This window comes from Leisingera sp. ABM4_103 (assembly GCF_056158685.1).
The window spans coordinates 2,064,544-2,090,368 of record NZ_JBSWTU010000005.1 but is presented as its reverse complement, the minus strand read 5'-3'; the positions used below and the strand labels follow the sequence as shown (position 1 = coordinate 2,090,368).

General features: G+C 63.8%; 28 protein-coding genes. 11 read left to right on the top strand and 17 right to left on the bottom strand.

The genetic code is table 11. The features are described from left to right. Nucleotides 1–15: 15 nt before the first annotated feature. Complete coding sequence (locus tag ACXAED_RS11790) at nt 16–873, top strand: DUF2189 domain-containing protein (RefSeq protein WP_475049886.1); 858 nt, start codon at nt 16–18, stop codon at nt 871–873. Between the two features lie 63 nt (nt 874–936). On the opposite strand, the gene ACXAED_RS11785 is transcribed toward ACXAED_RS11790, so the two are convergent. Then, the gene (locus ACXAED_RS11785; RefSeq protein ID WP_475049885.1) at nt 937–1,920 is read right to left on the bottom strand and encodes an NAD(P)H-quinone oxidoreductase; all 984 of its coding nucleotides are present in this window, start codon (nt 1,918–1,920) and stop codon (nt 937–939) included. A 263-nt stretch (nt 1,921–2,183) separates the two neighbouring features. Between ACXAED_RS11785 and ACXAED_RS11780 the strand changes: the two genes are divergently transcribed. Next, nucleotides 2,184–3,011: an SDR family NAD(P)-dependent oxidoreductase gene (locus tag ACXAED_RS11780; protein WP_475049883.1), complete on the top strand. Its 828-nt coding sequence runs from the start codon at nt 2,184–2,186 to the stop codon at nt 3,009–3,011. 120 nt (nt 3,012–3,131) lie between these two features. Here ACXAED_RS11780 and ACXAED_RS11775 read toward each other — a convergent pair whose 3' ends face one another. After that, a complete protein-coding gene (locus ACXAED_RS11775; RefSeq protein WP_475049881.1) occupies nt 3,132–3,833 on the bottom strand; it encodes a COQ9 family protein in 702 nt (233 codons plus the stop codon). A gap of 116 nt (nt 3,834–3,949) precedes the next feature. Here ACXAED_RS11775 and rpsU point away from each other — a divergent pair, with 116 nt between their 5' ends. Continuing rightward, complete coding sequence (gene rpsU, locus ACXAED_RS11770) at nt 3,950–4,156, top strand: 30S ribosomal protein S21 (protein ID WP_005614280.1); 207 nt, start codon at nt 3,950–3,952, stop codon at nt 4,154–4,156. A gap of 707 nt (nt 4,157–4,863) precedes the next feature. Beyond that, complete coding sequence (locus tag ACXAED_RS11765) at nt 4,864–5,931, top strand: CAP domain-containing protein (protein ID WP_475049879.1); 1,068 nt, start codon at nt 4,864–4,866, stop codon at nt 5,929–5,931. Between the two features lie 85 nt (nt 5,932–6,016). On the opposite strand, the gene ppk2 is transcribed toward ACXAED_RS11765, so the two are convergent. Continuing rightward, nucleotides 6,017–6,934, bottom strand: coding sequence for a polyphosphate kinase 2 (gene ppk2 / locus ACXAED_RS11760; RefSeq protein ID WP_421053206.1), 918 nt, complete (start codon nt 6,932–6,934; stop codon nt 6,017–6,019). A gap of 269 nt (nt 6,935–7,203) precedes the next feature. On the opposite strand from ppk2, the gene ACXAED_RS11755 reads away from it, so the two are divergent. Next, nucleotides 7,204–8,043 carry a lysostaphin resistance A-like protein gene (locus ACXAED_RS11755; RefSeq protein ID WP_475049876.1) on the top strand — a complete coding sequence of 280 codons (840 nt, stop codon included), beginning with the start codon at nt 7,204–7,206 and terminating at the stop codon, nt 8,041–8,043. Nucleotides 8,044–8,108: 65 nt separating this feature from the next. Here ACXAED_RS11755 and ACXAED_RS11750 read toward each other — a convergent pair whose 3' ends face one another. Next, nucleotides 8,109–8,567: an Lrp/AsnC family transcriptional regulator gene (locus ACXAED_RS11750; RefSeq protein WP_475049874.1), complete on the bottom strand. Its 459-nt coding sequence runs from the start codon at nt 8,565–8,567 to the stop codon at nt 8,109–8,111. Nucleotides 8,568–8,706: 139 nt separating this feature from the next. Here ACXAED_RS11750 and ald point away from each other — a divergent pair, with 139 nt between their 5' ends. The 3 genes from ald (at nt 8,707) to ACXAED_RS11735 (ending at nt 11,980) form a co-directional block, all read left to right on the top strand. Continuing rightward, a complete protein-coding gene (gene ald, locus ACXAED_RS11745; RefSeq protein WP_475049872.1) occupies nt 8,707–9,825 on the top strand; it encodes an alanine dehydrogenase in 1,119 nt (372 codons plus the stop codon). A 229-nt stretch (nt 9,826–10,054) separates the two neighbouring features. Then, nucleotides 10,055–10,960 (top strand): calcium-binding protein, encoded by a 906-nt coding sequence (locus tag ACXAED_RS11740; protein WP_475049869.1) that lies wholly within the window; start codon nt 10,055–10,057, stop codon nt 10,958–10,960. A 213-nt stretch (nt 10,961–11,173) separates the two neighbouring features. Next, entirely contained in the window at nt 11,174–11,980 is an 807-nt protein-coding gene (locus tag ACXAED_RS11735; RefSeq protein ID WP_475049867.1) for a mechanosensitive ion channel family protein, read from the top strand. 96 nt (nt 11,981–12,076) lie between these two features. Here the strand turns inward: ACXAED_RS11735 and ACXAED_RS11730 are convergent, their stop codons facing one another. The 5 genes from ACXAED_RS11730 to ACXAED_RS11710 form a co-directional block, all read right to left on the bottom strand. Then, nucleotides 12,077–12,613 (bottom strand): hypothetical protein, encoded by a 537-nt coding sequence (locus ACXAED_RS11730; protein WP_475049866.1) that lies wholly within the window; start codon nt 12,611–12,613, stop codon nt 12,077–12,079. A gap of 224 nt (nt 12,614–12,837) precedes the next feature. Continuing rightward, nucleotides 12,838–13,368, bottom strand: a complete 531-nt coding sequence (locus ACXAED_RS11725) for a GNAT family N-acetyltransferase (RefSeq protein ID WP_475049863.1) — start codon at nt 13,366–13,368, stop codon at nt 12,838–12,840. Next, complete coding sequence (locus tag ACXAED_RS11720; protein WP_475049862.1) at nt 13,365–13,814, bottom strand: YtoQ family protein; 450 nt, start codon at nt 13,812–13,814, stop codon at nt 13,365–13,367. The genes ACXAED_RS11725 and ACXAED_RS11720 overlap by 4 nt, the downstream gene beginning before the upstream one ends. Further along, the gene (locus ACXAED_RS11715) at nt 13,805–14,467 is read right to left on the bottom strand and encodes a phosphoribosyltransferase (RefSeq protein WP_475049861.1); all 663 of its coding nucleotides are present in this window, start codon (nt 14,465–14,467) and stop codon (nt 13,805–13,807) included. The genes ACXAED_RS11720 and ACXAED_RS11715 overlap by 10 nt, the downstream gene beginning before the upstream one ends. Before the next feature lie 48 nt (nt 14,468–14,515). Further along, a complete protein-coding gene (locus ACXAED_RS11710) occupies nt 14,516–15,151 on the bottom strand; it encodes a class I SAM-dependent methyltransferase (protein ID WP_475049859.1) in 636 nt (211 codons plus the stop codon). 87 nt (nt 15,152–15,238) lie between these two features. Between ACXAED_RS11710 and ACXAED_RS11705 the strand changes: the two genes are divergently transcribed. Continuing rightward, on the top strand, nt 15,239–16,117 hold the full coding sequence (locus tag ACXAED_RS11705) for a LysR family transcriptional regulator (protein WP_475049857.1): 879 nt from the start codon (nt 15,239–15,241) through the stop codon (nt 16,115–16,117). Nucleotides 16,118–16,208: 91 nt separating this feature from the next. Here the strand turns inward: ACXAED_RS11705 and pheT are convergent, their stop codons facing one another. The 4 genes from pheT to pheS form a co-directional block, all read right to left on the bottom strand. Beyond that, nucleotides 16,209–18,605, bottom strand: a complete 2,397-nt coding sequence (pheT, locus tag ACXAED_RS11700) for a phenylalanine--tRNA ligase subunit beta (RefSeq protein ID WP_475049855.1) — start codon at nt 18,603–18,605, stop codon at nt 16,209–16,211. 88 nt (nt 18,606–18,693) lie between these two features. Next, nucleotides 18,694–19,509 (bottom strand): CE1 family esterase, encoded by an 816-nt coding sequence (locus tag ACXAED_RS11695; protein ID WP_475049853.1) that lies wholly within the window; start codon nt 19,507–19,509, stop codon nt 18,694–18,696. A 134-nt stretch (nt 19,510–19,643) separates the two neighbouring features. Then, nucleotides 19,644–19,940 (bottom strand): hypothetical protein, encoded by a 297-nt coding sequence (locus ACXAED_RS11690; RefSeq protein WP_475049850.1) that lies wholly within the window; start codon nt 19,938–19,940, stop codon nt 19,644–19,646. Beyond that, on the bottom strand, nt 19,941–21,014 hold the full coding sequence (gene pheS / locus ACXAED_RS11685) for a phenylalanine--tRNA ligase subunit alpha (protein ID WP_475049849.1): 1,074 nt from the start codon (nt 21,012–21,014) through the stop codon (nt 19,941–19,943). It lies immediately after the preceding gene. A gap of 183 nt (nt 21,015–21,197) precedes the next feature. Between pheS and ACXAED_RS11680 the strand changes: the two genes are divergently transcribed. Next, nucleotides 21,198–21,833 (top strand): DUF1326 domain-containing protein, encoded by a 636-nt coding sequence (locus ACXAED_RS11680; RefSeq protein ID WP_475049846.1) that lies wholly within the window; start codon nt 21,198–21,200, stop codon nt 21,831–21,833. Between the two features lie 6 nt (nt 21,834–21,839). On the opposite strand, the gene ACXAED_RS11675 is transcribed toward ACXAED_RS11680, so the two are convergent. Next, on the bottom strand, nt 21,840–22,604 hold the full coding sequence (locus ACXAED_RS11675) for a MauE/DoxX family redox-associated membrane protein (RefSeq protein ID WP_475049844.1): 765 nt from the start codon (nt 22,602–22,604) through the stop codon (nt 21,840–21,842). Between the two features lie 208 nt (nt 22,605–22,812). Here ACXAED_RS11675 and ACXAED_RS11670 point away from each other — a divergent pair, with 208 nt between their 5' ends. Next, nucleotides 22,813–23,862, top strand: coding sequence for a PAS domain-containing sensor histidine kinase (locus ACXAED_RS11670; RefSeq protein ID WP_475049842.1), 1,050 nt, complete (start codon nt 22,813–22,815; stop codon nt 23,860–23,862). A 12-nt stretch (nt 23,863–23,874) separates the two neighbouring features. On the opposite strand, the gene ACXAED_RS11665 is transcribed toward ACXAED_RS11670, so the two are convergent. The 3 genes from ACXAED_RS11665 to rpmI form a co-directional block, all read right to left on the bottom strand. Continuing rightward, nucleotides 23,875–24,960 (bottom strand): histidine kinase dimerization/phosphoacceptor domain -containing protein, encoded by a 1,086-nt coding sequence (locus tag ACXAED_RS11665; RefSeq protein WP_475049839.1) that lies wholly within the window; start codon nt 24,958–24,960, stop codon nt 23,875–23,877. Nucleotides 24,961–25,110: 150 nt separating this feature from the next. Beyond that, the gene (rplT, locus tag ACXAED_RS11660; protein WP_008557989.1) at nt 25,111–25,476 is read right to left on the bottom strand and encodes a 50S ribosomal protein L20; all 366 of its coding nucleotides are present in this window, start codon (nt 25,474–25,476) and stop codon (nt 25,111–25,113) included. A 15-nt stretch (nt 25,477–25,491) separates the two neighbouring features. Further along, nucleotides 25,492–25,692 (bottom strand): 50S ribosomal protein L35, encoded by a 201-nt coding sequence (rpmI, locus tag ACXAED_RS11655; RefSeq protein WP_475049837.1) that lies wholly within the window; start codon nt 25,690–25,692, stop codon nt 25,492–25,494. Between the last annotated feature and the right edge of the window lie 133 nt (nt 25,693–25,825).

The following is a 25,825-nucleotide window of genomic DNA, read 5'->3' as shown; positions in this document are numbered from 1 at the left end:
AGGAGGAGGAAGCGCATGGCAAAAACAATCGGTAATCCGCTCAGCTGGCTTCTGCAGGGTGCAGAAACCACCGGGCACCATATCAGCGAAACCGTCAGCGAAATGGGCAGCGACGGTGTCAGAGAGATGCCCAAGGCGCGCGACCTGAGCATGGATGACATCATCCATTCTTTGGCCGCGGGTCTTGAGGACTTTGCCGCCTGCCGCAGCGACGCGATGTTCCTGGTGCTGTTCTATCCGCTCATCGGCATCGCGCTGATCGTGATGAGCCTGTCGATGAATTTGCTGCCGCTGATCGTGCCCATGATCATGGGCTTCGCAATTCTCGGGCCAGTCGCAGCAATCGGCCTTTATGAAATGTCCAAGCGCCGCGAAGAAGGTTTTGAGCCGCGCTGGGTCGATGCCTTCGATGTCATCCGCTCGCCCGCCTTTGGCGCCATCCTGGTGCTGGGCCTGTATCTGGCGGCGCTGTTCATTATCTGGCTGGTGGCGGCCGATATGATCTACAGCCGCACCCTGGGCCCGGAGCCGCCGGCCTCGATCGCAAGCTTCGCCAGCGACGTGCTCACCACCCGCGCCGGCTGGATCATGGCAATTGCCGGCGGCGCGGTGGGCGCGGTCTTTGCCTTTGCCGCACTGGCGATGAGCCTGGTGTCCTTCCCGCTGCTGCTGGACCGTCACGTGGGCCTGCCGGTGGCAGTGGCCACCTCGATCAAGGTGCTGCGCAGGAACCCGGTGGTCTGCATGACCTGGGGCGCGCTTGTCGGCGCGGCGCTGGTGATCGGCGCAATCCCGTTCCTGGCCGGGCTGATCATCGTGGTGCCGGTGCTGGGCCATGCCACCTGGCACCTCTACCGGCGCGCCGTGCAGTAGCACCCATGCAATCAAAAAAGGCCGGCGGATCCGCCGGCCTTTTTGCGTGGACCTCCTGAGGCGTCACCCGACCTTCAAAACGATCTTGCCGATATGGCCGGAGCTTTCCATCCGGGCGTGCGCCGCGGCCGCGTCCTCCAGCGCAAACTCGCTGTCCATCACCGGCGCCACCTTGCCCGCCGCAATCAAGGGCCAGACCGCCTCGCGCAGGTCCTGAGCAATCTGCGCCTTGGCCAGATCGCTTTGCGGACGCAGGGTGGAGCCGGTCAGCGTCAGCCGCTTCACCATCATCAGGGCAAAGTTCAGCTCTACCTTCGGCCCCTGCAGAAAGGCGATCTGCACCAGCCGACCGTCCTCGGCCATCGCCTTGACGTTGCGCGGGATATAATCGCCGCCCACCATGTCCAGCACCAAATCGGCGCCGCCTTCCTCCCGCATCACCTTGACGAAATCCTCGTCGCGGTAGTTGATCGCCCGCTCGGCGCCCAGATCCAGACAGGCCTGGCACTTCTCGTCCGAGCCTGCGGTGGCAAACACCCGCGCCCCGAATTCCCGGGCCAGCTGGATCGCGGTTGTGCCAATGCCCGAAGAGCCGCCATGCACCAGGAACCGCTCGCCCGCCTTCAGCCCGCCGCGGGTGAAGACATTGGACCAGACGGTAAAGAAGGTCTCCGGCAAACATGCCGCCTGTTTCAGGTCCATCCTTTCCGGCACCGGCAAACAATGCGCCGCAGGCGTCGCCACATATTCTGCATAACCGCCGCCGGGCAGCAACGCGCAGACCTGATCGCCTGCCGCGATGCCGCTGACGCCCGCACCTACGGCCACCACCTCGCCCGAGGCTTCCAGCCCCGGCAGGTCGCTGGCGCCCTTGGGCGGATCATAGGCGCCCGCACGCTGCAGCGCGTCGGGGCGGTTCACACCGGCATAGGCCACCTTGATCACCACCTCGCCATGACCCGGCTGCGGCACCGGGCGCTGCGTCAGCTGCAGCACCTCCGGCCCGCCGGGTTTGCTGATCTCCACCGCGCGCATCATCTCTGTCATCGGAAAATGTCCTCCTGATCCTTGCCCCTGCCTAGCACCCGTCCGGTCAAGCGCAAACAGCAAAGGCGCCGCAGCTGGGGCGGTTTGCGGAGTGCGCACCGGCGGAAATCAACTGCCAGAGCGGCATCACAAAGTTGGCGCAGAAATCTGGCCCGTTTTGGGGAAACAATGCGGGACTTTGCTGCCGTTCGCGAAATACTTGATATCTCTGAATATCCATGTAGCGCTGTTGAGTTACAATGAGCCAATAACGGGACGGTCAATTGGGAATTCTTTCAGGGAAAACGGCCATAGTCACGGGCGCGTCGGCTCCTCAGGGGATCGGTCGAGCGATAGCATTAAGGCTGGCGATGGACGGGGCTGACATCGTTGCCGCAGATGTTGACGGCACGGTAGAAGTGCAGGGAGAGCCCCGCTCCAGAGCGAACTTGCTTGCCGACCTTGTTGCGGAGATCAACCAAGGCCAAAGCCGGGCGATTGCCGTGAGACTGGACGTGACGCGCGAGGAGGATGTGAAGGCGTGCATCATCCAGACCAATTCGGCGTTCGCCCGAATAGATATTCTGGTCAACAACGCGGGATCGCTTGCCGGCTCAGACAATTTCCTTTCGACAACACCCAATCAGTGGGAAAATAGCTTTCGCGTCAACATGTTGGGTCCGATGATGATGGCCCAGGCGGTGATCCCCGAAATGCGAAAGATTGGTGGTGGACGGATCATCAACATAGGCTCTACAGGAAGCCTTGGCGCGGAACCGGGGTTCGGTGCTTACACTGCAATGAAGCATGGGCTCGTCGGACTTACCAAGACGTTGGCCGCAGAGTTTGGTGTTGATGGCATTCTCTGCAATACAGTTTGTCCGGGCTACATTGCAACGGATATGCATACGGCTGCCAACGTTCGGCTCGCCGCTGAGAGCGGTGCTTCCCTCGACGAAATAAAGACACAGCGCTACGCCAATGTTGCACTGCGGGATGCGGGTTTGCCAAAGGATGTGGCGAATGCGGTGGCCTATCTTGCGGGACCGCAGGCAAACTATGTCACTGGTATCAACTTGCCGGTTACGGGTGGCGTCCCGGTCGGAATATAGTCAGCAAGCAAGGGCAGATGTAGGCTCTCTGCCCCGTCCGCTGCAAGATGCGCGATTGTGCGCTTTGGCTGACGGTATGGATCGCGCCTACCGCAGACAGGCTTCCGCCCACCTGCGCCCCTACCGCCGCGGGCCAACCGACCCTGGCAGATCATCGCGGCCCTTCGGCGGCTTGATCTGCTCGGCCAGCCAGTTCGGCCCCACCAGGAATGGCTTCAGCAGAGGGTTCTTCTGCAGCCCCGCTTTCAGCTTCTCGAAATCCATCACGTTATCAATGCGCCGGTCCAGGAAGTCCCAGGTCGCCTGATGGTTCAGGCTGTCGTCACCCAGCCAGTACAGCACTGTGGCGGAATAGACGCCCGCCAGCGAGGCGCGCTTGGTGTACCAGTTCAGATCGTCGGAGCCGTCGCCCAGCGCCTCCCAGATCAGGTCGCAGGTGCCCCAGATCGCCTTGACCCCGTCGCCCGCATACTGCGGCAGCGTCAGCAGCGTTGTGCCGCGGCGCACCGCCTCCTTGTCGTCGACCGCTTCCAGCCGGAACCGCACCGCCGCCGCCACCTTGTCGCGGAAGCGCATCCCCGACAGATCCTCGGCCGCCAGCCGCTCCAGCATCAGCGAATCGCCGCGCGCATGATAGGCCAGCGCCAGGTCGACCCCGCCGCGCGGGCACACCGCATGGGCCAGCACCTCCGGCACCTCGGCGTCGTGGCAAGCGGCGCGGAACGTCACCTCCGACCAGCCGTCAAACGGTACATGCAACAGCGCCGCATCCAGCAGTTTTTCCCTGATATCGTCCTGCGCGTGATCCTGGTCTTCGGTCATCTCACCCTCCAGCTGGCAGTGTCCTGACACCCTACTAGACAAATTAGCGGCGCTTTGCTATACGGCCACTTCCTGCAAATCCTTGCAACTCAACTTAGAAAGGTGGTGAAAACCACATGCAGGTTAGTGTTCGCGACAACAACGTCGATCAGGCGCTTCGTGCCCTGAAGAAAAAGCTGCAGCGTGAAGGCGTCTTCCGCGAAATGAAGCTCAAGCAACATTTCGAAAAGCCGTCCGAGAAAAAAGCGCGCGAGAAAGCTGAAGCGATCCGCCGTGCCCGTAAACTGGCACGCAAGAAAGCCCAGCGCGAAGGTCTGCTGTAAGCAAACCTTGCTCTCCAGCTTTGGACAGCACTACGGCGGTCCCCGGACCTGCCGGAAAATAAGTTCAGACAACCCCCGCGGCCCCGCCCGGGGGTTCGTCATTTTTAACGGACCGCAAACATCGCCGAGCTTTTTTGCAGCACACGCAAAAATCGTGAAATCTTTAGGATTACATCTTTAGGGTGTATTTTTTGATTTCTGCCTGCTATAAAGGTGGCACGGCAGGGCAAAGCTGATGCGTTTCCCTTACCTTGTCCCTGCCGTCCGGGCCTGGAACACCCGGAACACTGAAACCCGGGGCTGGCTGCGTCCCCCCCCCTTTAATACCGGCGCCTGTCTTGGTCCCTGCAAACAAGGCACGCCTCTCCGGGTTTTCAATTGATGCCGGGCGCCGCCAGCTTCCCCCCGCCGGCGCCCGGCCCGCCCGTTTCCGCAGCATGAAAATCCATCCCCGGCCGCCTGCCCCGCAGATCAGAGCGAATCCCGCGCCGTCCACGCCTGCGCCAGGCGGCGGGATAGCGCCGGCGGAAGAACCGGCCTGCCCGTACCCGCGCTGCGCGCAGGAATCCGCGTATCGCGCCCCGCGCTTCGGGCAGAGCTTTGCCGCAATCCCGCCCCGCCACAGTGCTGCCCTTTCAGCGCCGGGAATTTCCGTTAACGGGATAGCGCACCGCCGCACAGCCGGCACACTCACGGAGCAGTAAACGATGTCACAGGCAAGCGAACTCGAGCGCCAGATGCTCGACCTGATCAACGCCGAGCGCACTTCACGCGGGCTTAATCCAGTGCAGCTGGAGCTGCGTCTCAACGATTCGGCAGAAGACCACAGCGAGTGGATGCTGCAGCAGAATGTGTTCTCCCACACCGGCGCAGGCGGCTCCAGCGCCGGCGACCGGATGGAAGACGCGGGCTTTCAGTTCTCCGGCAGCTGGACCTGGGCCGAAAACATCGCCTGGCAGAGCGAGCGCGGCGCCGCCGGCCTCTCTGACGACGTCGTCGACTTGCACAACTCGCTGATGGACAGCCCCGGCCACCGCGCGAATATCCTGAACGCAAATGTCGAAGTGATCGGCATCGGCGTTGAGCAGGGCAACTTCAACGGCTGGGACGCTGTCATGGTCACCCAGAACTTCGCCAGGACCAGCGCCGGCCTGCAGCTCGACAACGGCGGTTCGGGCGGCGGATCGGACGGCGGTTCGGGCGGCAACGAAGGCGGCAGCACCGGCAATGGCGCCACCGCCGGCGATGACAGCCTGACCCTTAGCAGCGCAGGCAGCCTGGACGGGCTGGCAGGCAACGACACCCTGACCGGCAGCAGCGGCGGCGACAGCCTCAGCGGCAATGACGGCCGCGACAAACTGCTGGGTAAAGGCGGCAGCGACGGCCTGAACGGCGGTTCGGGCAACGATGTCCTGCGCGGAAGCCGCGGTGCCGATGACCTCAACGGCGGAAGCGGCAAAGACAAGCTGTACGGCGGCAGCGGCAGCGACACCCTGGATGGCGGCAACGGCAATGACCGGCTGACAGGCAAAAGCGGCGCTGACATCTTTGTGTTCAGCAACGGCAACGATACCGTCACCGACTTCAACCCGAATGCCAGCGGCGAGCGTATCGACCTGGGCGCAGCGGACGGCATCGGCGGTTTCAGCGATCTGATGAACAACCACACCCGCCAGACCTCCAACGGCCTGCTGATCACCGACAACGATGGCGACAGCATGCTGCTCAGCGGCATCACCGCTCAGGACCTCGGCGCGGGCGACTTCCTGTTCTGATATCCCCACCGGGCAAATCTGATAAGGGCGCGCGGCCGCGCGCCCTTAAGCATGTTCAGGCCCCTCCCCCTTGGGGTCTCAAACCTCAATAGATCTTCGGCACATACAGCTCATCCGGCAGCACCTGGCGCTCATAGTCCGGATTGTACTTGCGGTCCGGCAGCTCGACCTTCTCATGCTGCACCTCCTCATAAGGGATCTTGGTCAGCAGGTGCTCGATGCAGTTCAGCCGCTCGCGCTTCTTGTCGTTGCCCTCGACAATGTACCAGGGCGCCTCAGGAATGTTGGTGCGCTTGAACATCGCCTCCTTGGCCTTGGTGTACTGCTCCCAGCGGATCCGGCTCTCCAGGTCCATCGGCGACAGTTTCCACTGCTTCATCGGGTCATGGATGCGCATCATGAACCGCAGCTGCTGTTCTTCGTCAGTGATCGAGAACCAGTATTTCAGCAGGATGATTCCCGACCGCACCAGCATCCGCTCAAATTCCGGAACGTCCTGAAAGAACTGCTCAACCTGGTCGTCGCTGGCAAAGCCCATCACCCGCTCGACGCCGGCACGGTTGTACCAGGAGCGGTCGAACAGCACGATCTCGCCGCCCGCCGGCAGATGCGGCACATAGCGCTGGAAGAACCACTGGCTCTGCTCGCGCCGGTTCGGCGCCGGCAGCGCCACCACCCGCGCCACCCGCGGGTCCAGCCGCTGAGTGATCCGCTTGATCACCCCGCCCTTGCCCGCCGCATCGCGGCCTTCGAACAGGATGCAGACCTTGGCGCCGCTATGCTGCACCCAGTCTTGCACCTTGATAAGTTCCGCCTGAAGCCGCAGCAGGTTACGGAAATAGACCTGCCGGTCCAGCATCTCCGGATGCTGCTCGCGGTAGATCTTGCGGATCTCCTGACTCAGCATCGGCTCGGAGAACTCGATCTCGATATCCTCGTCCAGCGTGTCCTGCAGCTCCGCTTCCAGCCAGTCCAGGGATGCGGTCTCATATTCGCGGGTCACGGGCAGGGTTCCTTCCTTGTCAGGTGCTGAAAAAGCCGCCTTGTACCGGCGGCATGTGAATGTTTGATGTCACCCCGCAGGGTCAGCCGCCGAAATCATGGCTGCGCCTAACGGGAAACCGCCTGACGGAGCGCCTCCGGACAGAAAACCGCGGGCCGGCAGGTACCTTTAAGGCAACCGGAAAACCCGCCCGGGTTCAAGCGCAAAAGCCCAGGCCTGCACGCCGAGCCGGCTGGAAAGCCGGCAGCTGACCGGATTAAGTGCAAGCCATGAGCTTTCTTGTGACAACCCTGCCCCAGACCTGGCCTTGGCTGATCCTGATGGCGGCGCTGGCCGCGGGCTGGAGCGGGCAGCGCGGGCGGGCCTTTGCCCTGCTCGCTGTCTTTGCTGCGGCCGCCGTTGCTGCCGGCCACCTAGCGCCGCTCGCTCTGGTGGCAATGGCAACCGGCCTGCTGTTTGCCTCATTCATCCCCCGCACCCGCGGCCCGGTCCGCTTGATCGGCCATGCGGTGCTGATCCTCTGGTCGCTGGCCCTGGGCGCGCATCTGCTTCCGGGCGTGCAGAACCTCCTGATTCTAGACAATGTGCAGTCCGGCCCCGCCAGCGCGCCGTACTCGCTGCATCTGAACCTCGACAAACCGCTGGTCGTCTTCGCCCTGCTGCTGGCGTGGCCCGTCCTGCTGCGGCGCAATGATCCGGCGGGGCGCCCGGCCTTGCTGTCCGGTCTCCTTCTCCTCGCCGCGCTGCTTCCGCTGGCCCTGCTGACCGGCGCGTTGCGGCTGGAACCCGGCTTTCCGGAATGGGCGCTCCTGTGGATGGCGTCGAACCTGCTGCTCACCTGCCTGGCAGAGGAAGCCTTCTTCCGCGGCTACCTGCAGCAGGGCCTCAGCCGCCGCTTCGGGCCCGCAGCCGGTATCGCTTCGGCAAGCCTGCTGTTCGGCCTCGCCCACCTGGGCGCAGGCCCGGCAGTCACCGGTTTCGCCACACTGCTGGGTCTGGCCTGCGGGCTCGGGTACTGGGGAAGCGGCACCTTCCGGGTCCCGGTGCTGATGCACTTCGCCTTCAACCTCACCCACCTTCTGCTGTTCACCTACCCCGCCCCAGCGTGAACTTACGCCGCGCCGGTGCACAGGGGGTGTACAGGGGGTGCACGCATGTCACCCCCTCCGATAGCTCAAACCGGCAGCGCCGTCGTCTTGAACACGGTGCGCAGCGCAAAGCTCGACTGCATCTGTGCCACCCCCGGCAGCCGCGCCAGATGCTGGCGGTGAATGCGGGCGAAATCCTCGGTGTTCTCCGCCACCACCTTGAGGATGTAGTCCGCCGTCCCCGCCATCAGATGGCACTCCAGCACATCCGGAATCCGCGACACCGCCTTTTCAAACGCGTCCAGCACCTCATCCGCCTGGCCGGACAGGGTGATCTCCACAAAAACCGTGGTCGGCACGTTCATCTTGCGCGCATCCAACAGCGCGACATAATCCCGGATATAGCCCTCCGCCTCCAGCCGCTGCACGCGGCGGTGGCAAGCCGAGGCCGACAGGTTCACCCGCTCCGACAGGTCCGCGTTGGAGATGCGCCCCTGTTTTTGCAGCACCGAGAGAATGCGACGATCTGTTTCGTCCAAAGACATTTTGCGAAGATCCTTGCTGACTTTCGCCTGTATAGACGAAGATTCTTCGAAAGGCATGTTTTTATTATGCCCAAAAAAGCAGCACCTTTTCTGCTGCCTGCGGCAAAATGACCGCAGAGAGTTTTGAGGAGATACTCACATGAAAATCGGCTGCCCCACCGAGATCAAACCGCAGGAATTCCGCGTCGGCATGACCCCCGACGCCGCCCGCGAGGCCGTCATCCGCGGCCATGAGGTTGTCATTCAGCAAGGCGCCGGCATGGGCGCCGGCTTCACCGACGAGGACTATGTCTCCGCCGGTGCCGTGATCCTCGACACTGCCGAGGAAATCTTTGCCACCGCCGACATGATCGTCAAGGTGAAGGAACCCCAGGCTGTTGAGCGCAAGATGCTGCGCGAAGGCCAGCTGCTGTTCACCTACCTGCACCTGGCGCCCGATCCGGAGCAGACCAAGGACCTGCTGGAATCCGGTTGCACCGCAATCGCTTACGAGACCGTCACCGACGACCGCGGCGGCCTGCCGCTGCTGGCGCCGATGTCGGAAGTGGCCGGCCGCCTGGCCCCGCAGGTCGGCAGCTGGACACTGCAGAAGGCCAACGGCGGCCGCGGCGTGCTGATGGGCGGCGTGCCCGGCGTGGCCCCGGCCAAGGTTGTCGTGATCGGCGGCGGCGTCGTCGGCACCCACGCAGCCAAGATCGCGGCCGGCATGGGCGCGGATGTCACCATCCTCGACCGCTCGCTGACCCGCCTGAAGTACCTGGACGACGTCTTCGGCCGCACTTTCAAGAACCAGTACTCCACCGCCGGCGCAACGGCTGAGCTGGTGCGCGAGGCCGACATGGTGATCGGCGCGGTTCTGGTCCCGGGTGCCGCAGCCCCGAAACTGGTGTCTCGCGCGCAGCTCTCGGAAATGAAGCCGGGCGCGGTGCTGGTGGACGTTGCCATCGACCAGGGCGGCTGCTTCGAGACCTCCAAGGCGACCACCCACGCCGACCCGATCTATGAGGTCGACGGCATCATGCACTACTGCGTGGCCAACATGCCGGGCGCCGTGGCGCGCACCTCGACCCAGGCCCTGGGCAACGCCACCATGCCCTTCATGCTGAACCTGGCCAACAAGGGCTGGCGCCAGGCCTGCGAGGACGACCCGCACCTGCTGAACGGCCTGAACGTGCACGCAGGCCAGCTGACCTACTACGCGGTCGGCGAGGCCCTGGGCATCGACGTTCTGTCGCCGAAACTGGCGCTGAAGCAGTAAGGCCCAAGCCATCAGGTAAAGCGAATAAAGGGAAAAGCCCCGCCGGACCGGCGGGGCTTTTTCTGTTCCGGATGCAGGCACTCAGCCGCCCAAGGACCTCCAAATTCTTGACCTTACGGAAAGCCATGGGCAATCGGCACGGTTGATCCTTGAAAACGCCGCAACCCTTGGTATAGCCCCTTTTTGCCAGCACTTTTAACGACTGTAAAACTTATCAAGGGTTGAATTCATGCCGACAATGACTGTGACCGGTTCTCTGGAAGCCCAGATGGCCGGGCTTGTTGCTACCTTCAACGGCGCACAACTGAGCAACAAATACGACACTGGCACCTTCCTGCTGATCTACAATTACCCCTATTCCGTGAGCCTATACGGCGAAGATTTGCGGGTTCCCGGCTCCGGCAGCTACTTCATCACCGGCAACATCACCGAATTCAACTATGCTGAAATCTCCCTGACCCCGTCGTTCCACACTATCAAAAAACTGGTTCTGGACGGCTTCGATGTCAGCGCGGGCGGCCTTTTCGACCTGACCAGCCGCACCGCCACGACCGCCACGGGCCGGTTCGATCTCGACCGGTTTGTATCTTTCGTGCAGGGCGAAGACTGGACCATCAACGGCTCAACCGAAGACGATATCATACGGCCCGGCCAGTACTACAAACTGGCCGGTAGCGAGACTATCGAGGCAGGGCGCGGGGCGGATACCGTTTCCGCCGGAGCTGGTGCCGATTTCATTTCCGGCGGCAGCGGCAAAGATGTTCTTAAGGGCCGAAACGGCAAGGATACCATTGAGGGCGGGTCCGGTGCGGACAAGCTGCTGGGCGGAAAGGGCAACGACAGCCTGAACGGCGGCGACGGCAAGGATATCCTGCGCGGCAACCGGGGCAAGGACACCCTGGATGGCGGCGATGGCGCTGACCTCTTCGTGTTCAAACGCGGAGACGGCGTCGACACAATCCTGAATTTCGACGCCAGCGAGGACCTGATCCAGATCAAACGCGGCGCCTCCGGCTTCTCCGATCTCACGGTCTCGCAGACGGAAAGCGGCGCCGAAGTCAGTTTTGCCAACGTCTCCATCACCCTCAGCGGTTTCGATGCAGAGGACGTTACCGCCGATTTGTTCCTGTTCTGATTGCGAACGAGAGCTGCGGCACAGCCCGCGGCTCCCGCTTACAGCCTTTTCCGTTTCACGGCACATGCCGGCCCGGTGCCTGCGGCGGCCCCAGTCCGCCCGCACAGGTTGAGGCTTTGACGCCGGAACTTTCCCCGCTGCGCCCTATTGCCACAGCTGCACTCTTCCACGACAGTCCGGGGCAAGCAATGACAGCGCTAAGGGACAGCGGACATGGAACAGATGATGGAACAGGCAGGCGCCTATTGGCCTCTGATGGTGAATGGCGCGAAAGCGCTGGCGGTGCTGATCCTCGGCTGGATCGCCACCGGCTGGATCAGCAGTGTAGTGCGGCGGCGGATCAACAGCACGCCGCGGATCGACCCGACGCTTGGCAATTTTGCCGCCAGCGCAGTGCGCTGGGTGCTGCTCCTGGTGGTGCTGGTCGCCATCCTCAACATCTTCGGCATCGAGGCCACCAGCCTGGTCGCCATGCTGGGCGCCGCCACCCTGGCAATCGGACTGGCGCTGCAGGGCACGCTCAGCGACCTGGCCGCGGGCTTTATGCTGATCCTGTTCCGCCCCTACAAGATCGGCCAGTATGTCGACATCGGCGGCACCTCTGGCACGGTGAAGGACCTGAACCTGTTCGTGACCGAGCTGGCCACACCGGACAACGTGCAGATCATCGTGCCCAACGGCCAGGCCTGGGGCGCGATTATCACCAACTTCTCGCATCACCCCACCCGCCGCGCCGACCTGGTGTTCGGCATCGACTACGCCGACAGCGCCGAAGAGGCCAAGGCGATCATCCTGGAGCAGGCAAATGCCAATTCGCGGGTGCTGCAGGACCCTGCTCCCTGGGTGCGGGTCACCAACCTTGGCGACAGCTCGGTCGACCTGACCGCGCGGGTCTGGTGCAAAGCCGAGGATTACTGGGAGCTGAAGTTCGCCCTGATGCAAGGGGTGAAGGAAGCATTTGACGCCAAGGGCATCTCAATCCCCTACCCGCATACGGTGGAAGTCAAAAGGGAAGGCTGAGGAACTCCCGCCCGTCTTCGGCCCCTGCGGGCCTCATCCCGTTGGGCCCGGCGCCCCGCCTGCGGCGGGGCGTTTTGCGTTGCGGCCGCGGCTAGCTCAGCGTGCCCGCGCAGCCTGGGCGGCACAGGCCGCAGCCTGGCGGGCGCGCACCGCACGGGCCCGCTCCAGCACCCTGTCCTGCGGCTCCTCGGGCGGCCAGCCGCAGACGACGGAGCTGCCGTCGAGATCGGTAAAGGCCCATTGCGCGGCCAGCAGCTGGTAGCTTTTCACCTCCCAGCCGGAGGCATCGGGTTCAAACCGCAGGCGCCAGGCGCCGCGCACCTGTACCGGCAGCCGCAGCCGCCGGATCTGCAGCATGGCCTCGTGCCCGGTCTCCGCCGATCGCACCCCCTGTGCGCGCAGCCTCTTCATCCGCTCCACCAGCGGTGCCGCTTCACGCATCCGGCGCCCGGCAAAGATCACCTCTATCTCGGTATCCGGCCTGACGATCCCCTTCACCACCAGGTCGCGCCGGTTATTGCGGCTGAACACCGGCACCAGTTCCACCGGAACATCGCGCACTTCGCGCTTGAACAGGCCCGCGTCCTCGATCTGCGGGGTGATTTGGGAAAGAGGTCTGCGACGGTTCTTCATGGCAATTCCCGGCACTGCCCGCAAAAGCGGACAGCTGCCTTGTCAGCTGTTTCGTGTCTTCACCCCAGCCTAGGCCGCCGCGCTTAACGAAGCGTTGAACGATCACAAAAAGCAAGACAGGCACGAAATCTCGGCGCAGAGTGGCGGGCTATGCCACCGCCGCGCCGCGCCCAACGCTGCGATGCGCTCCCCCTGGAAGCGCCTTCACGGGCGGGAGCCCCAGCTCAGCTCCGGGACACTGGCCGTTTCATGACCAGCGTTGGATTACCCTTGTACAGCGCTTCGCCTGCGGGCTCATACCCCAGCTTGCGCGCCACCTTCTGCGACACCGCATGCGCGGGATCAAAGATGCAGGCGGTTTCCGCCCAGTCCGTCGCCTCCGCCGCCCATCGGTGAATGCGGTGCACCGCCTCAGTCGCCAGGCCCTGGCCATGCACCTCGGGCGCCAGCACCCAGCCCGCCTCGGGGATGCCATCCAGCGGCGGCTGCATCTCCCGCCGGTAGTCGGCAAAGCCCACTTCGCCGATGAATTTGCCGCCGCCGCGCAGGGTCACCGCCCAATAGCCATAGCCCAGCGCCTGCCAGTGACCGATGTAGCGCAACAGCCGCGTCCAGCTTTCCGAAGGCGTCGAGGGCTTGCCGGAGATGAACTGCACCACCTCCGGCTCTGCCCACAGCGCCGCGACGCCGGCGAAATCCTGCACCCGATGCGGGCGCAGGACCAGCCGGTCCGTCTCCAGAACCGGAGGAATCATCCAGGCAGCTTGCCGGTCAGCACATAGCGCAGGATCTCGACCACCTGACGCGGCTCCTCTGCCACTGCCAGTGCCGCCGCATGCACCTCTTTCAGCGCGTGCTGATGCTCCGGCGGGCTCAGCACGATCACCGATTTGCCAAGTGCTGCGGCATAGCCTGCGTCGAACGCCGCATTCCACTGCTTGTACTTGTCGCCAAAGCGCACAACGACCACATCGGCGTCCGAGATCCCCTTGCGGGTGCGGATCGCATTCACCATCGCGCCCTTGTGGTCATGCCAGTACTTGTTCTCCTCAGACCCGAGGATGGCCACGCCGCAATCGTCGCTGGCGTCGTGGTCGGTGACCGGCGCGTTGAAACTCACCTGCAGCCCCTGCGCGCCGTCAATGATCTGTTCCCGCCAATCGGTGTGAATCTCGCCCGAGAGATAAACGTTCAATGCCACGTCTTGTCCTTTCCTGCGCCAGCCTGCGGGGCCGCGGCCAGGGCGGCCGTAACCTCGTCATCGCTGGTTTGCGTAAAATCCCTGTAATGCGCGCCGACCGCCCAGAATTCCCTGGGGCTCAGCAGGCAGATCACAGTATCAACCAGCGGGCGCAGTTCGTCCACCGCTTCCGGGGGCGCCACCGGCACCGCCAGAATCACCTCAGCAGGCTTACGCTCTTTGAGCCAGAAATGCGCCGCCATGAAGGTCGCGCCGGTGGCGATGCCGTCATCGACAACGATGACGGTCCGCCCCTCCACGTCCACCGGATCGCGCCCTTGCAAATAGCTGGCGCGGCGGGCGGCATTCTCCTCCCGTGCCTGGGCAACCTGGGACGCAAAGTCCTCCGGCTTCATGCCGGTGGCCTGAAGCAGGGCGCCGTTGAATATGGGGTTGCTGCCCTCCGCCAGCGCACCCGCGGCCAGCTCCGGGTTGGAGGGCATGCCGATCTTGCGGATCAGAATCAGGTCCAGCGGGGCGTTCAGTTTCTGCGCAATGGGCAGCGCGACAGGAACCCCGCCCCGCGGCAGCGCCAGCACCACGGGGTCCGTCATCGGCAGTTCAGCCAGTTTCCCGGCCAGCTGAAGCCCGGCAGAAATCCGGTCCTCGAACATAGGGGCCTCCACCCGGTAACCTAGCGCGCCGGGGCGAAAGGCAAAGCCTCAGCTGCGCCGGGCCACCAGATAGCGCCCGGGGGTATCTGCCGGGTAATTGCCGGTTTCGATGATGTCAAAGCCTGCGCGCTGCACCGCGGCCTCCAGTGTGCGGATATCCATGAAATCCACAAAGCCGGGCGCCTTGCCAGCCAGCCGCATCAGCGGGATGGCCACGGTGTACATCCAGTATTTCCAGGATCCCCGCGCCTCGCCCAGGCAAGGTGTCTTGGAGATAAACAGCCCGCCCTTTGGCAGCCTGGCCGCGATCGCGTCCAGCGCCGCCTCCAGATCCGGCAGCAGATGCAGCAGGTTGAAGGCCATCACCGCGTCAAACGGCCCCTCCGGCGCATCCTGCACGCCGCAGCACTGGAATTCGACATTGGAAGCTGCCGCGTTCCAGGCCCGCTCCTGCCCCACTTTCAGCATCCCCTCCGACAAGTCGGTAGCGGTGATCTGCGCCGCATTGCGCGCCAATGCGATGGCAGTGGTCCCCGTGCCGCAGCCCAGCTCCAGCACCCTGTCGCTGTCACTCAGGTAAGACCGGGTGCGCTCCAGCGTGTAGCGGTAGGCGTCCATGTCCCGGATCGGGGACTCGGCGTATTTAGGGGCAATCCTGTCCCAGAAGCGGGCATCGGCTGTCATGGCGGCTCTCCTTGCTTGCATAAAGCCTATCCATGCAGGAACCGCAGATAAATTGCTGAAATCCGCAAGGTTGTTATACATATCTGTATGGAAAACCCTGACTGGAACCACATCCGCGCCTTTCTGGCCACCGCGGAAACCGGCTCGCTTTCAGCCGCCGCCCGCCGCCTTAGCCTGACCCAGCCGACGCTGTCGCGCCAGGTGGCGGCGCTGGAGGCGGAGCTGGGCGTGTTGCTGTTTGAACGCCTCGGCCGCGCCTTGGCGCTGACTAACGCGGGGCACGAGCTGCTGATCCACAGCCGCAAGATGGGCGAGGCCGCAAATGGTTTGCGCCTGGCCGCCACCGGCCAGACGCAGTCCATCGAGGGCACGGTGCGGATCACCGCATCTGATGTGATGTCGGCGCATGTGCTGCCGCCGGTATTGCACCAGCTGCGCCAGCGGGCGCCGCGGCTGACCATCGACGTGGTGGCCGCCAATGACATCCGCGACCTGATGCGGCGCGAGGCCGATATCGCCATCCGCCACGTCCGCCCCGAGCAGCCCGAGCTGATCGCCCGCCTGGTGCAGGAGGCCACCGCCCATTTCTATGCCGCCCCCAGCTATCTGGCGCGCCGCGGGCGGCCCGCGTCGCCAGCGGATATGGCGGATCATGACTTCGTGGGCTTTGCGGACGTGGACCGTTCCATCGCGTTCATGGCGCCGCTGGGCATTCACCTGACAGCGGACAACTTCCGCATCAGATCCACCAGCGGCCTGGCATCCTGGGAGCTGGTCAAACAGGGCTTTGGCGTTTGCCCGATGATGGACGATGTGGCCGCCGTCACGCCGGGAGTGGAGCGGCTGCTGCCGGGGATCGAGCCGATCACCTTCCCGGTCTGGCTCACCACGCACCGCGAGCTGCACACCAGCCGCCGCATCCGGCTGGTGTTTGACCTTCTGGCAGAGTTTTTCGCCGCCAGGTGACACGGAAAAGGCAGCGCCCCAACGGGTGCGCTGCCCAAAAGTTTTCCTCAAAACTTTTGCCAAGACTTTTCAAAAAAGTCTTGGTGCCGCGTCACCCCCGCAGGGTGCCGCCGGTTGCCTTGGTGATCTTGGCGATGATCTTCTCGCTCACCGCCTCGATGTCCTTTTCCTTCAGCGTTTTGTCGCTGGGCTGCAGCCGCACGGTGATCGCCAGCGACTTCTTGCCCTCGCCCAGGGAGCCGCCGATGAACTCGTCAAAGACGCGCACATCCTCGATCAGCGCCTTGTCGGCACCAGCGGCGGCATTGACCAGGGTCAGCGCCTCGACATCCGCATCAACCACAAAGGCAAAGTCACGCTCCACCGCCTGCAGGTCGCTGATCGCCAGCGCCGGGCGGGTGGCGCCGCTTTTGCGCGGCAGCGGCACCTCATCCGGGAAGATGGTGAAGGCCACGGCAGCGCCCTTGATGCCCATCTGCTTCAGAACCTTCGGATGCAGCTCGCCAAAGACACCGAGGGTCTTTTTCGGGCCCAAGCAAATGCGGCCATGGCGGCCCGGGTGCCACCAGGCATCGCCGCCGCGCAGGATCTGCACCTTGGCCGGCGCGCCGATGGCGGCCAGCACCGCCTCGGCATCCGCCTTGGCGTCATAGAGGTCCACCGCGCGCGAGGCGCCATGCACATCCTTGGGCCCGGTGCGGCCCACCAGCAGCCCCGCGATCTGGGTCACCTGCTCGCCCGGCTCGCCGCCGGTGAAAGCAGGGCCTGCCTCGAACAGCGCCAGATCCATAAAGCCGCGTGCCTGGTTGCGGGCCGCGGCCTGCAGCAGGCCCGCCAGCAGGTCCGGACGCATATGCGACATCTCGGACGAGATCGGGTTGGCGAGCATAGTGGCATCGTCACCGCCGCCGAACAGCGCGGCAGAGGCTTTGTCGATGAAGCTGTAGCTGACGACTTCATTATAGCCGAGGCTGGCGCAGGTGCGGCGCGCCATCTGCTGGCGGCGCTGCTGCGGCGTCATCACCGGCTTCGGGATGCCATCGGTCAGGCGCGGCAGCGGCTTGCCCTGCAGCTTGGTCAGCGAGGCGATCCGCGCGACCTCCTCGACTAGGTCGGCCTCACCCTGCACATCAGGGCGCCAGCTGGGCACATGCGCCATGTTGCCCTCCAGGCGGAAGCCAAGGCGGGTCAGGGTCTGGCGCTGATCGCTTTCCGGGATTTCCATCCCCACCAGCGACTGCACCCGGTTGGAGTCCAGCTTGTAGGCGCGCGAGTGATCCGGCACGTCGCCCGCAATCACCACCTCCGACGGCTCGCCGCCGCAGATATCCAGGATCATCTGGGTGGCGCGGTGCAGCCCTTCGATGGTGTATTCCGGGTCCACGCCGCGCTCGAAGCGGTAGCGCGCGTCCGAGTTGATCTTGAGCGCCCGGCCTGCCATCGCGATCTGCACGTGATCCCAGAAGGCGCTCTCCAGGAACACATCCACGGTTTCCTCGGTGCAGCCGGTTTCCTCGCCGCCCATGATGCCGCCGATGCTCTCCACACCCTTTTCGTCTGAGATCACCATGTGGCCCGCGCCCAGGGTGTATTCCTTCTCATCCAGCGCCACCAGCGTCTCGCCGCCCTGGGCGCGGTGCACCCGCAGGCTGCCCTGCACCTTGGCCGCATCGAACACATGCAGCGGCCGGTTCTGGTCGAAGGTGAAGAAGTTGGTCACATCCACCAGCGCCGAAATCGGGCGCAGGCCGATCGCCGTCAGCCGGTCCTGCAGCCATTGCGGGCTGGGGCCGTTCTTCACGCCCTTGATCAGGCGGCCGGCAAAAAGCGGGCAGCCGTCGAGGGTGTCCTCGTCGATGGTGACCTTGATCGGGCTTGCGAAGTCGCCCGGGATCGCCTCAAACGCACGGGTCTTCAGGGTGCCCAGGCCGCGCGCCGCCAGATCGCGGGCAATGCCATAGACGCCCAGCGCATCGGGGCGGTTCGGGGTGATCGCAATCTCGATGACCGGGTCGACCTTGGCCGGATCGTTTTCCGCCAGCCAGTCCACGAACTTGTCACCGACATTGCCCGAGGGCAGCTCGATGATGCCGTCATGCTCTTCCGACAGCTCCAGCTCGCGCTCCGACGCCATCATGCCAAAGCTTTCGACACCGCGGATCTTGCCAACGCCGATGGTGATGTCGAGACCCGGGATATACATGCCCGGTTTGCACACCACCACGGTGATGCCCTCGCGCGCGTTCGGCGCGCCGCAGATGATCTGCATCTCGCCTTCATCGGTGTCCACCTTGCAGACCCGCAACTTGTCGGCATCCGGGTGTTTCTCGGCGTATTTCACATAGCCAAGGGTGAAGTCCTTCAGCGCGTCCGCCGGATTGACGACCCCTTCGACCTCAAGGCCCAGGTCGGTCAGGGCATCAGTGATCTCTTCCACCGAGGCGTCGGTGTCGAGGTGGTCTTTCAGCCAGGAAAGCGTGAATTTCATCGGTCGGGGACCCCTTGGCAGACATGCGTGTTGGCCACAGGCAATGGCAAAGATTGCGCCAAGGTTCAAGGGTCGGGGCGCCCTGCCCTCAAGGATAGCTGGGAGTGAGGTTCAAAAGCTCATCCAATTGCCGCCCGATCCAGCCGTGCGGGATGAAATGGCCGCCGGGATGGGTGTCCAGCACCACCTGTCCGCCGGCACAGCCCGGCCAGACCGTGCGCTCAAGCTCCAGGAACTCCACCACCTGCCATTGCCCCAGTGCGCGTGCCGCGCCGCAGCCCAGCCGCGCCCGCCACAGCGCTACCGGATAAGTCCGCTCGCCGCCGGGGCCATAGGGAAAGTCCATCACAGTGTCCTTCAGCCCATGCACATGTCGCACCTCGCGCGGGGCTTCGGGGCAATTCTCACTCTGCTGGAGGGTGCCGGCCACCGCCAAGAGCGCCGCCACGTCATTGCCGCTGTGGCAGACATAGCGCCACGCCATGGCCGCGCCATAGGAATAGCCGGAGACATAGATCCGCTCCGCATCAACAGGATAGTTCTCAGCGACGTCTTTCAGCACCGCATCGGCAAAATCCACGTCCTCCGTCTCCGCCGACCAGAAATCCCAGGTCTTGCGGCGTCCATTCGGCGTCACCAGCAGCACGCCCCGGCGCTTGGCCGAGACCCCGACCCGGTCACTTCCCTGCGCATGTCGCCCGGTGCGGGACCAGCCATGGAAATGCAGTAGGACCGGCAGGGGCGTAACCCCGTCCCAGCCCTCCGGCTCCATCACATGATAGGAGCGGTCGCCCAGTTCGCAGGGCGTTTCGCCGTGGCATTCAGCAGGCTTCGATGGCCCCATGGCGGCAGCGGCAGAAGCCCAAATCAGGGCAGCGGAAAGGGAAAGAACAGCTCGGAACATCTGTCCGAGCCTAGCCGCTGGGCGGCGGCTGTCACGTCACAAAATTGTGGGACCGGGTGCCGAGCCGCGCCAATGACTGAACTTGCAAGGCAGCGCCCGCCCCAGGGCCGCCGTCGGGGCGGAAGACAAAATGTCTAGCGTTTGAAGCCTTTGAGCAAACTTTGCGTCTTGCGCAATTGTGCTGTGGCGGCCCGCATCTCGCGCGCCTGTTTCCTTCTCGAACGCCGATCCAAGTTAAAGAACAGACTGGCCGGGGCACCCCCCAAGAATACAACCGGCAAAGAAATCTCTGCAGGCGCGAGAGAAATCAATGAACCGGCCACCGTAAAAAACAACAGCCCCGCCAGATTAATTTTCCAGCGGGGCGTGCTTTCAGAAATCGCATTACACCAGTTCACATAGCGCGACAGGTATACGCCAATAAGGTACACTTACCGGCTCAAACCGCCATGCAGCGCCGGCATATCCAGGCTCTGGAAGCCGTAGTGGCGCAGCCAGCGCAGGTCGCTGTCGAAGAAGGCGCGCAGGTCCGGAATGCCGTATTTCAGCATCGCCAGGCGGTCGATGCCGATGCCGAAGGCAAAGCCCTGATAGATCTCCGGGTCGATGCCGCCCGCGGCAATCACCTTGGGGTGCACCATGCCGGAGCCGAGGATCTCCATCCAGTCGTCGCCCTCGCCGATCTTCAGCGCACCACCCTCCCAGGAGCAGCGGATGTCCACCTCGGCAGACGGCTCGGTGAAGGGGAAATGCGAGGCGCGGAAGCGCAGCTCGACGTCGTCCACCTCGAAGAAGGACTTCACGAATTCCTCCAGCACCCACTTGAGGTTCGCCATCGAGATGTCCTTGTCCAGCGCCAGGCCTTCGACCTGGTGGAACATCGGCGTGTGGGTCTGGTCATAGTCGGCACGGTAGACGCCGCCCGGGCAGATGATGCGCAGCGGCGCGCCCATCTTCTCCATCGAGCGGATCTGCACCGGCGAGGTATGGGTGCGCAGCACATGCGGCGGGCGGTTGTCGCCCTCGGCGCGGTGCATATAGAACGTGTCCATTTCAGCGCGTGCCGGGTGGTGGCCGGGGATATTCAGCGCATCGAAGTTGTACCAGTCGGTGTCGATCCGCGGACCCTCAGCGACCGAGAAGCCGAGTTCGGCAAAGATCGCGGTGATCTCTTCCTGCACCTGGCTGATCGGATGCAGGCTGCCCTGGCGCTGGGGACGCGACGGCAGGGTCACGTCCAGCCACTCGGTGCGCAGGCGCTCATCCAGTGCGGCATCTTCCAGACCCGCCTTCTTGGCTGCCAGGGCCGAGTTGATCTCATCCTTCAGCGCGTTCAGCGCCGGGCCGGCCACCTGGCGCTCTTCCGGGGTCATTTTGCCCAGCTCGCGCATTTTCAGCGCCACTTCGCCCTTCTTGCCGACGGCGGCAAGGCGGATCGCCTCCAGTGCGGCCTCGTCGGCGGCCTCAGCAATCTGACCCAGGTATTTGGCTTTAAGATCGTCCATCACGGCCCCTCGAATTCTGCTTGTGCCCTGCTACCACAAGGGCCGCCGAAAGCAAGAGGGCGGCGGTGGAAGCCGCGAGGGTGTGTCACCGCTACGTGTTGCGCCGGTGCCCGGACCTGAAATCACGCCCGTTTTGTGGTATTCTTCGCGCAGATCATTTCAGCGGGTCGGGAGGACAGAACCATGGCACATGTGGATTGGTATATCGAAGGCCGCAGCTTCGGGAACTGCAACTGCAACTACGGCTGCCCCTGCCAGTTTGAGGATCTGCCCACGCACGGCAACTGCACCGGCTTCGAGGTGCTCCATATCGACCAAGGGCATTTCGGCGAAACCGACCTGACCGGCACCCGCGCCGCCCTGCTCTATGCATGGCCTGGCCCGATCTTCGAGGGCAAGGGCGCGCTGCAGGCGATCATCGACGACCGCGCCTCTGACGCCCAGCGCGCGGCGCTGGAAACCGTGCTCCTGGGCGGCGAGACGGATGAGGAAGCCACCCACTGGTGGGTGTTCCGCGCCATGTGCGACACAGTGCATGAGACACTGGTCAAAAGGATCGACTACGAGGCCGACATCGAAAACCGCACCGCTAAGCTCGACATCGAAGGGCTGGTCACCTCCACCGGCCGCCCGATTCAGGCCCCGCATGGCGGCGGCGCGCACCGGGTCCGTATAGATATCCCCGGCGGTATCGAGTTCACCCTGGCCGAGATCGGCAGCGCCTCCACCAAATCCAATGCGGCGATCAAGCTGGACTTGGATGACAGTTACGGCCAATGGGCCATCATCCGGCACGGCCCGCACGGTATTGCGGCCTGAGCGGCCTTAGCCCAGCAGCATCCAGGCGCCCATGCCCGCCATCATCAGGTTCTCGGTGAGCGACACAAAGCCCAGCGGCACCTCGCTGCTGCCGCCCATGCAGGCGCATTTCAGCTCCCGCTTGTCGATATAGACCGCCTTGAATACCGACACTGCACCCACGGTGCCAATCACCAGTGCCAGCGGCGCGGCCAGCCAGATCAGAACGCCCGCCAGCATGAATAGGCCCGCCAGTCCTTCGGCAAAAGGATAGACATAGGCATAAGTAACAAACCGGCGGGCCAGCAGGTCATAGTTCAGGAACATGCTGGAGAAGCTTTCCACATCGCGAAGCTTTTGCAGCGCCAGCAGGCACATCGAAACGGCGACGAACCACATCAGCGTCCGCCCCATGCCAAGCGCGCCGAAGGCGGCCCACTGCGCCGCCAGCGCAATCCCCAGCGCCATGGCAAACAGCGCAATTACCGGCACATAGGTGGTTTCCCCCTCCGCGCGCACAGGTATTCCGAAATAGGCGCGCAGATCCTCGTAGCCGCCAATCCGCTCGCTGCCGATGTAGGTCTGCGGCGTGGTTTCAACCCCCGCCTGCTCCCGGAAGCTGTCAACCTCCGCGCGCGTGGTCAGCCGGTGATCCTCCACCTCATGCCCCTTCCAGCGCAGCAGGGCCCTGGACTTGAGCCCGTAGGGGCACAGGTGGTCCGGCATGTCCATCCGGTAGAGCTTGGCGGTCCTGCCTTCTGACTTTGTATGCGCGGTGTCTGCGGCGGTCATCGCCTCCTCCTGTGCCGGTGCCGGATCAATAGCTTAACGAGCCCGCGCCATTGAAAGTTCCGGCCTGAGCGGGGCAGCGCGGCCCGCCGCCCCGCTCAGGCCGCGCGCCACCGGCGCAGCCGATCTTGCCAATCGGCATTAACCGCTTGCCAGCCCGCCGTTTTCATGCGCACGTTGACCGGCAGCTTGCGAAAATGGATGTGACACCATGCCTACGCATTTGGACCGCACAACCCTGACCTGGAAGATCACACCTGACTTGCTCGGTGTCATCAACTCCTCCGGCATTTTTACAGACACCAATCCGGCCTGGTTCAAGACTCTGGGCCTGCTGCCCGAGGAAATCGAAAGCCGTCAGTTTTTTCACTTTCTGCATCCCGACGATATGTCCCGGACAGAAGCGGCATTTGAACTGGTCAAGCAAGGCAGTCCGGTTCTGCAGTTCGAGAACCGCTACCGGCACAAGGACGGCTCTTACCGCTGGCTGTCCTGGAATGCGGTGCCGGAAGGGGACCGGTTCGTCTGCAGCGCCCGTGACGTCACCAAGGCCAAGGAAAACGAGGCCCACCTCGCCACCCGCGAGCAAGAGGCCCGCTTCCGCGAGCAGTTCATTGCGGTGCTGGGCCACGATCTGCGCAACCCGCTGACCGCGATCGGCGCCGTGCTGCGGCTTCTTGGGAACGAGCCGCAATCCGCCAAGGCGCTGGAGCTTCTGGCGAACGGCAGGCAGTCGGTCACCCGAATGTCATCGCTGATCAACGACATTCTCGATTTTGCCCGCGCCCGCCTGGGTAATGGCATCGAGATGAACCGCAGCCGGAAAATTGAGCTGCGGCCGGTTCTAAGCCAGACGGTGGAGGAGATCCGGCTGGCAAACCCGGACACCGCGCTGCGCGAAGAGTACAGTTTCGAGGACCCGATCGGCTGCGATCCGGAACGCATCGCCCAGCTGGTTTCAAACCTGCTGTCCAATGCTGTGACGCACGGCACCCCCGGCAAACCGGTGACGGTGACCGCCGGCGACGACGGCGGCGACTTCAGCCTGTCCATCGCCAATGCGGGCGAGCCGATCCCGCCGGATACCATAGAGCTGCTGTTCGAACCCTTCACCCGTGCCGAAACACGGGAGTCGCAGAACGGGCTGGGGCTGGGGCTGTTCATCGCTCAGCAAATCGCCAAGGGCCACGGCGGCCTGCTGTCGGTGCAGTCGGACGAGCAGCAGACCGTGTTTACCCTGCGGATTCCGCGCCAGAGCTGAAGACAGACGGCCTCACGCCGGGAACAGCAACACAGTGGTGAAACCCGGGCCGTCGGTTACCAGCTCCAGCTCGCCCTCCAGTTCCATCCGCGCGACATCGGCAATCTTCACACCCAGCCCCGGCGCCGCTTCGCCGGAGTCTCCGGGCAAGCCAACGCCATCATCCGAGCACACCAGCCGCAAGCTGCCCCCGCCGGCCTGCTCCAGCCTGATGGCGACACTGCCGGGGCGGTTTCCCGGGAAGGCGTGCTTGAAGGAGTTGGCAATGAATTCGTTCACAAAGGTGCCCACCGCCACCGCCTGAGTGGGGCTGACCTCCTGGGCGCAGGCTTCAAGCCGCAGCTCCACGCCCGGCGGCGCCAGGCCCGCCGTGTAGCCGCAAACCAGATCAAGAAACCCTTTGAGGCAGATGCTGCGGCCCTCCGGCTGCTGGTACAGCAATTCATGAACACGGCTCATGGCATCAACCCGTGCCATGATGCCTTCCAGCGCGGACTTGGCCTCAGGCTGCTCGTATTTGCGCTGCTGGAGGCGCGCGAAGGCGGACAGCGACGCAAGCGAGTTCTTGACCCGGTGGTCCGCCTCCTTGCGCAGAACGGCCTCAGCGCGCAGCGACTTTCGCAATTCGAGCTGCGCCATAACCTGGCGTGCCAGCACCTTCAGCGAGCGGCGCTGAAGGCTGGTCAGCTCCTTCGGCTCGTAGTCCAGCACACACAACGTGCCCAGGGGCAGCCCGTTGCCGGTCTTCAGCAGCGCGCCGGCATAGAAGCGCAGGCCCGGTTCGGCAAGACACAGCGGGTTGTCGCACATCCTGGGATCATTCAGGGTATCCCTGATTTCGACAAAATCCTCCTCCAAGATTACATGCGAACACAGCGAGGTTTCCAGCGGGGTCTCGCGGACACCCAGCCCGGTCTCGGCCTTGAACCACTGCCGGTCTGCGTCAATCAGGTTCACCACGGAAATAGCAGTGCCGCACAGTTCCGCGGCGAGATCCGCGATGTCGTCGAAATCCTTTTCCCGTTCCGTGTCCAGAACGTTGAAGGAGTACAAAGCGCGAAGGCGGTCTTCCTGTTGCGGGTGCGGGCTCGCTCTCATTTCAGGCCTCCAGCCAGGTCAGCAGCCGGTTGACTATTGGCCGGCTGGGCGCCGATAGCAACCTGCGAACCGCGGAGGCGGCAACCGGGCGCGAAAAAAGGCCGCTCCAGCTGGAGCGGCCTTTCTGCGAATTCAGATCCGTCCGGAGCCTTAGGCTGCCAGCGCGTCCTGTGCCTGGCGCACGATCGCACCGAAGGCTTCGGGCTCGTGCACGGCCAGGTCGGCCAGAACCTTGCGGTCCACTTCGATGCCGGCCAGGGTCAGGCCGTTGATGAAGCGGGAGTAGGTCAGCGCTTCGTCGTGCGAACGCACAGCAGCGTTGATCCGCTGGATCCACAGCGCGCGGAAGTTGCGCTTGCGGTTCTTACGGTCGCGGGTTGCGTACTGGTTCGCCTTGTCGACGGCCTGACGGGCAACCTTGAAGGTGTTCTTGCGGCGGCCGTAGTAACCTTTGGCTGCCTTGATGACCTTCTTGTGACGGGCGTGAGTCGTGGTACCACCTTTTACGCGGGACATCTCTCAAATCTCCTCTTAGCGGTCGTAGGGCATGAAGCCCTTGACGATCTTTGCGTCCGGTGCGGACAGGGTGGTGGTGCCGCGGGCATCACGGATGAATTTCTTGGTGCGTTTGATCATGCCGTGGCGCTTGCCGGCCTGACCTGCGATGACCTTGCCAGTGGCGGTCACCTTGAAGCGCTTCTTGGCGCTCGATTTCGTCTTCATCTTGGGCATTTCCGTCTCCTTCAATGCAGGTTCGCTAGACGCGCAACTCGGCATGCCTCGACGGCCGGCCGCGCGGAACAGAGCTGCCCTTTAAGCAAACCTCACCCTGGGGGCAAGCGGATTCTCTGGATTAAGCGCCCAG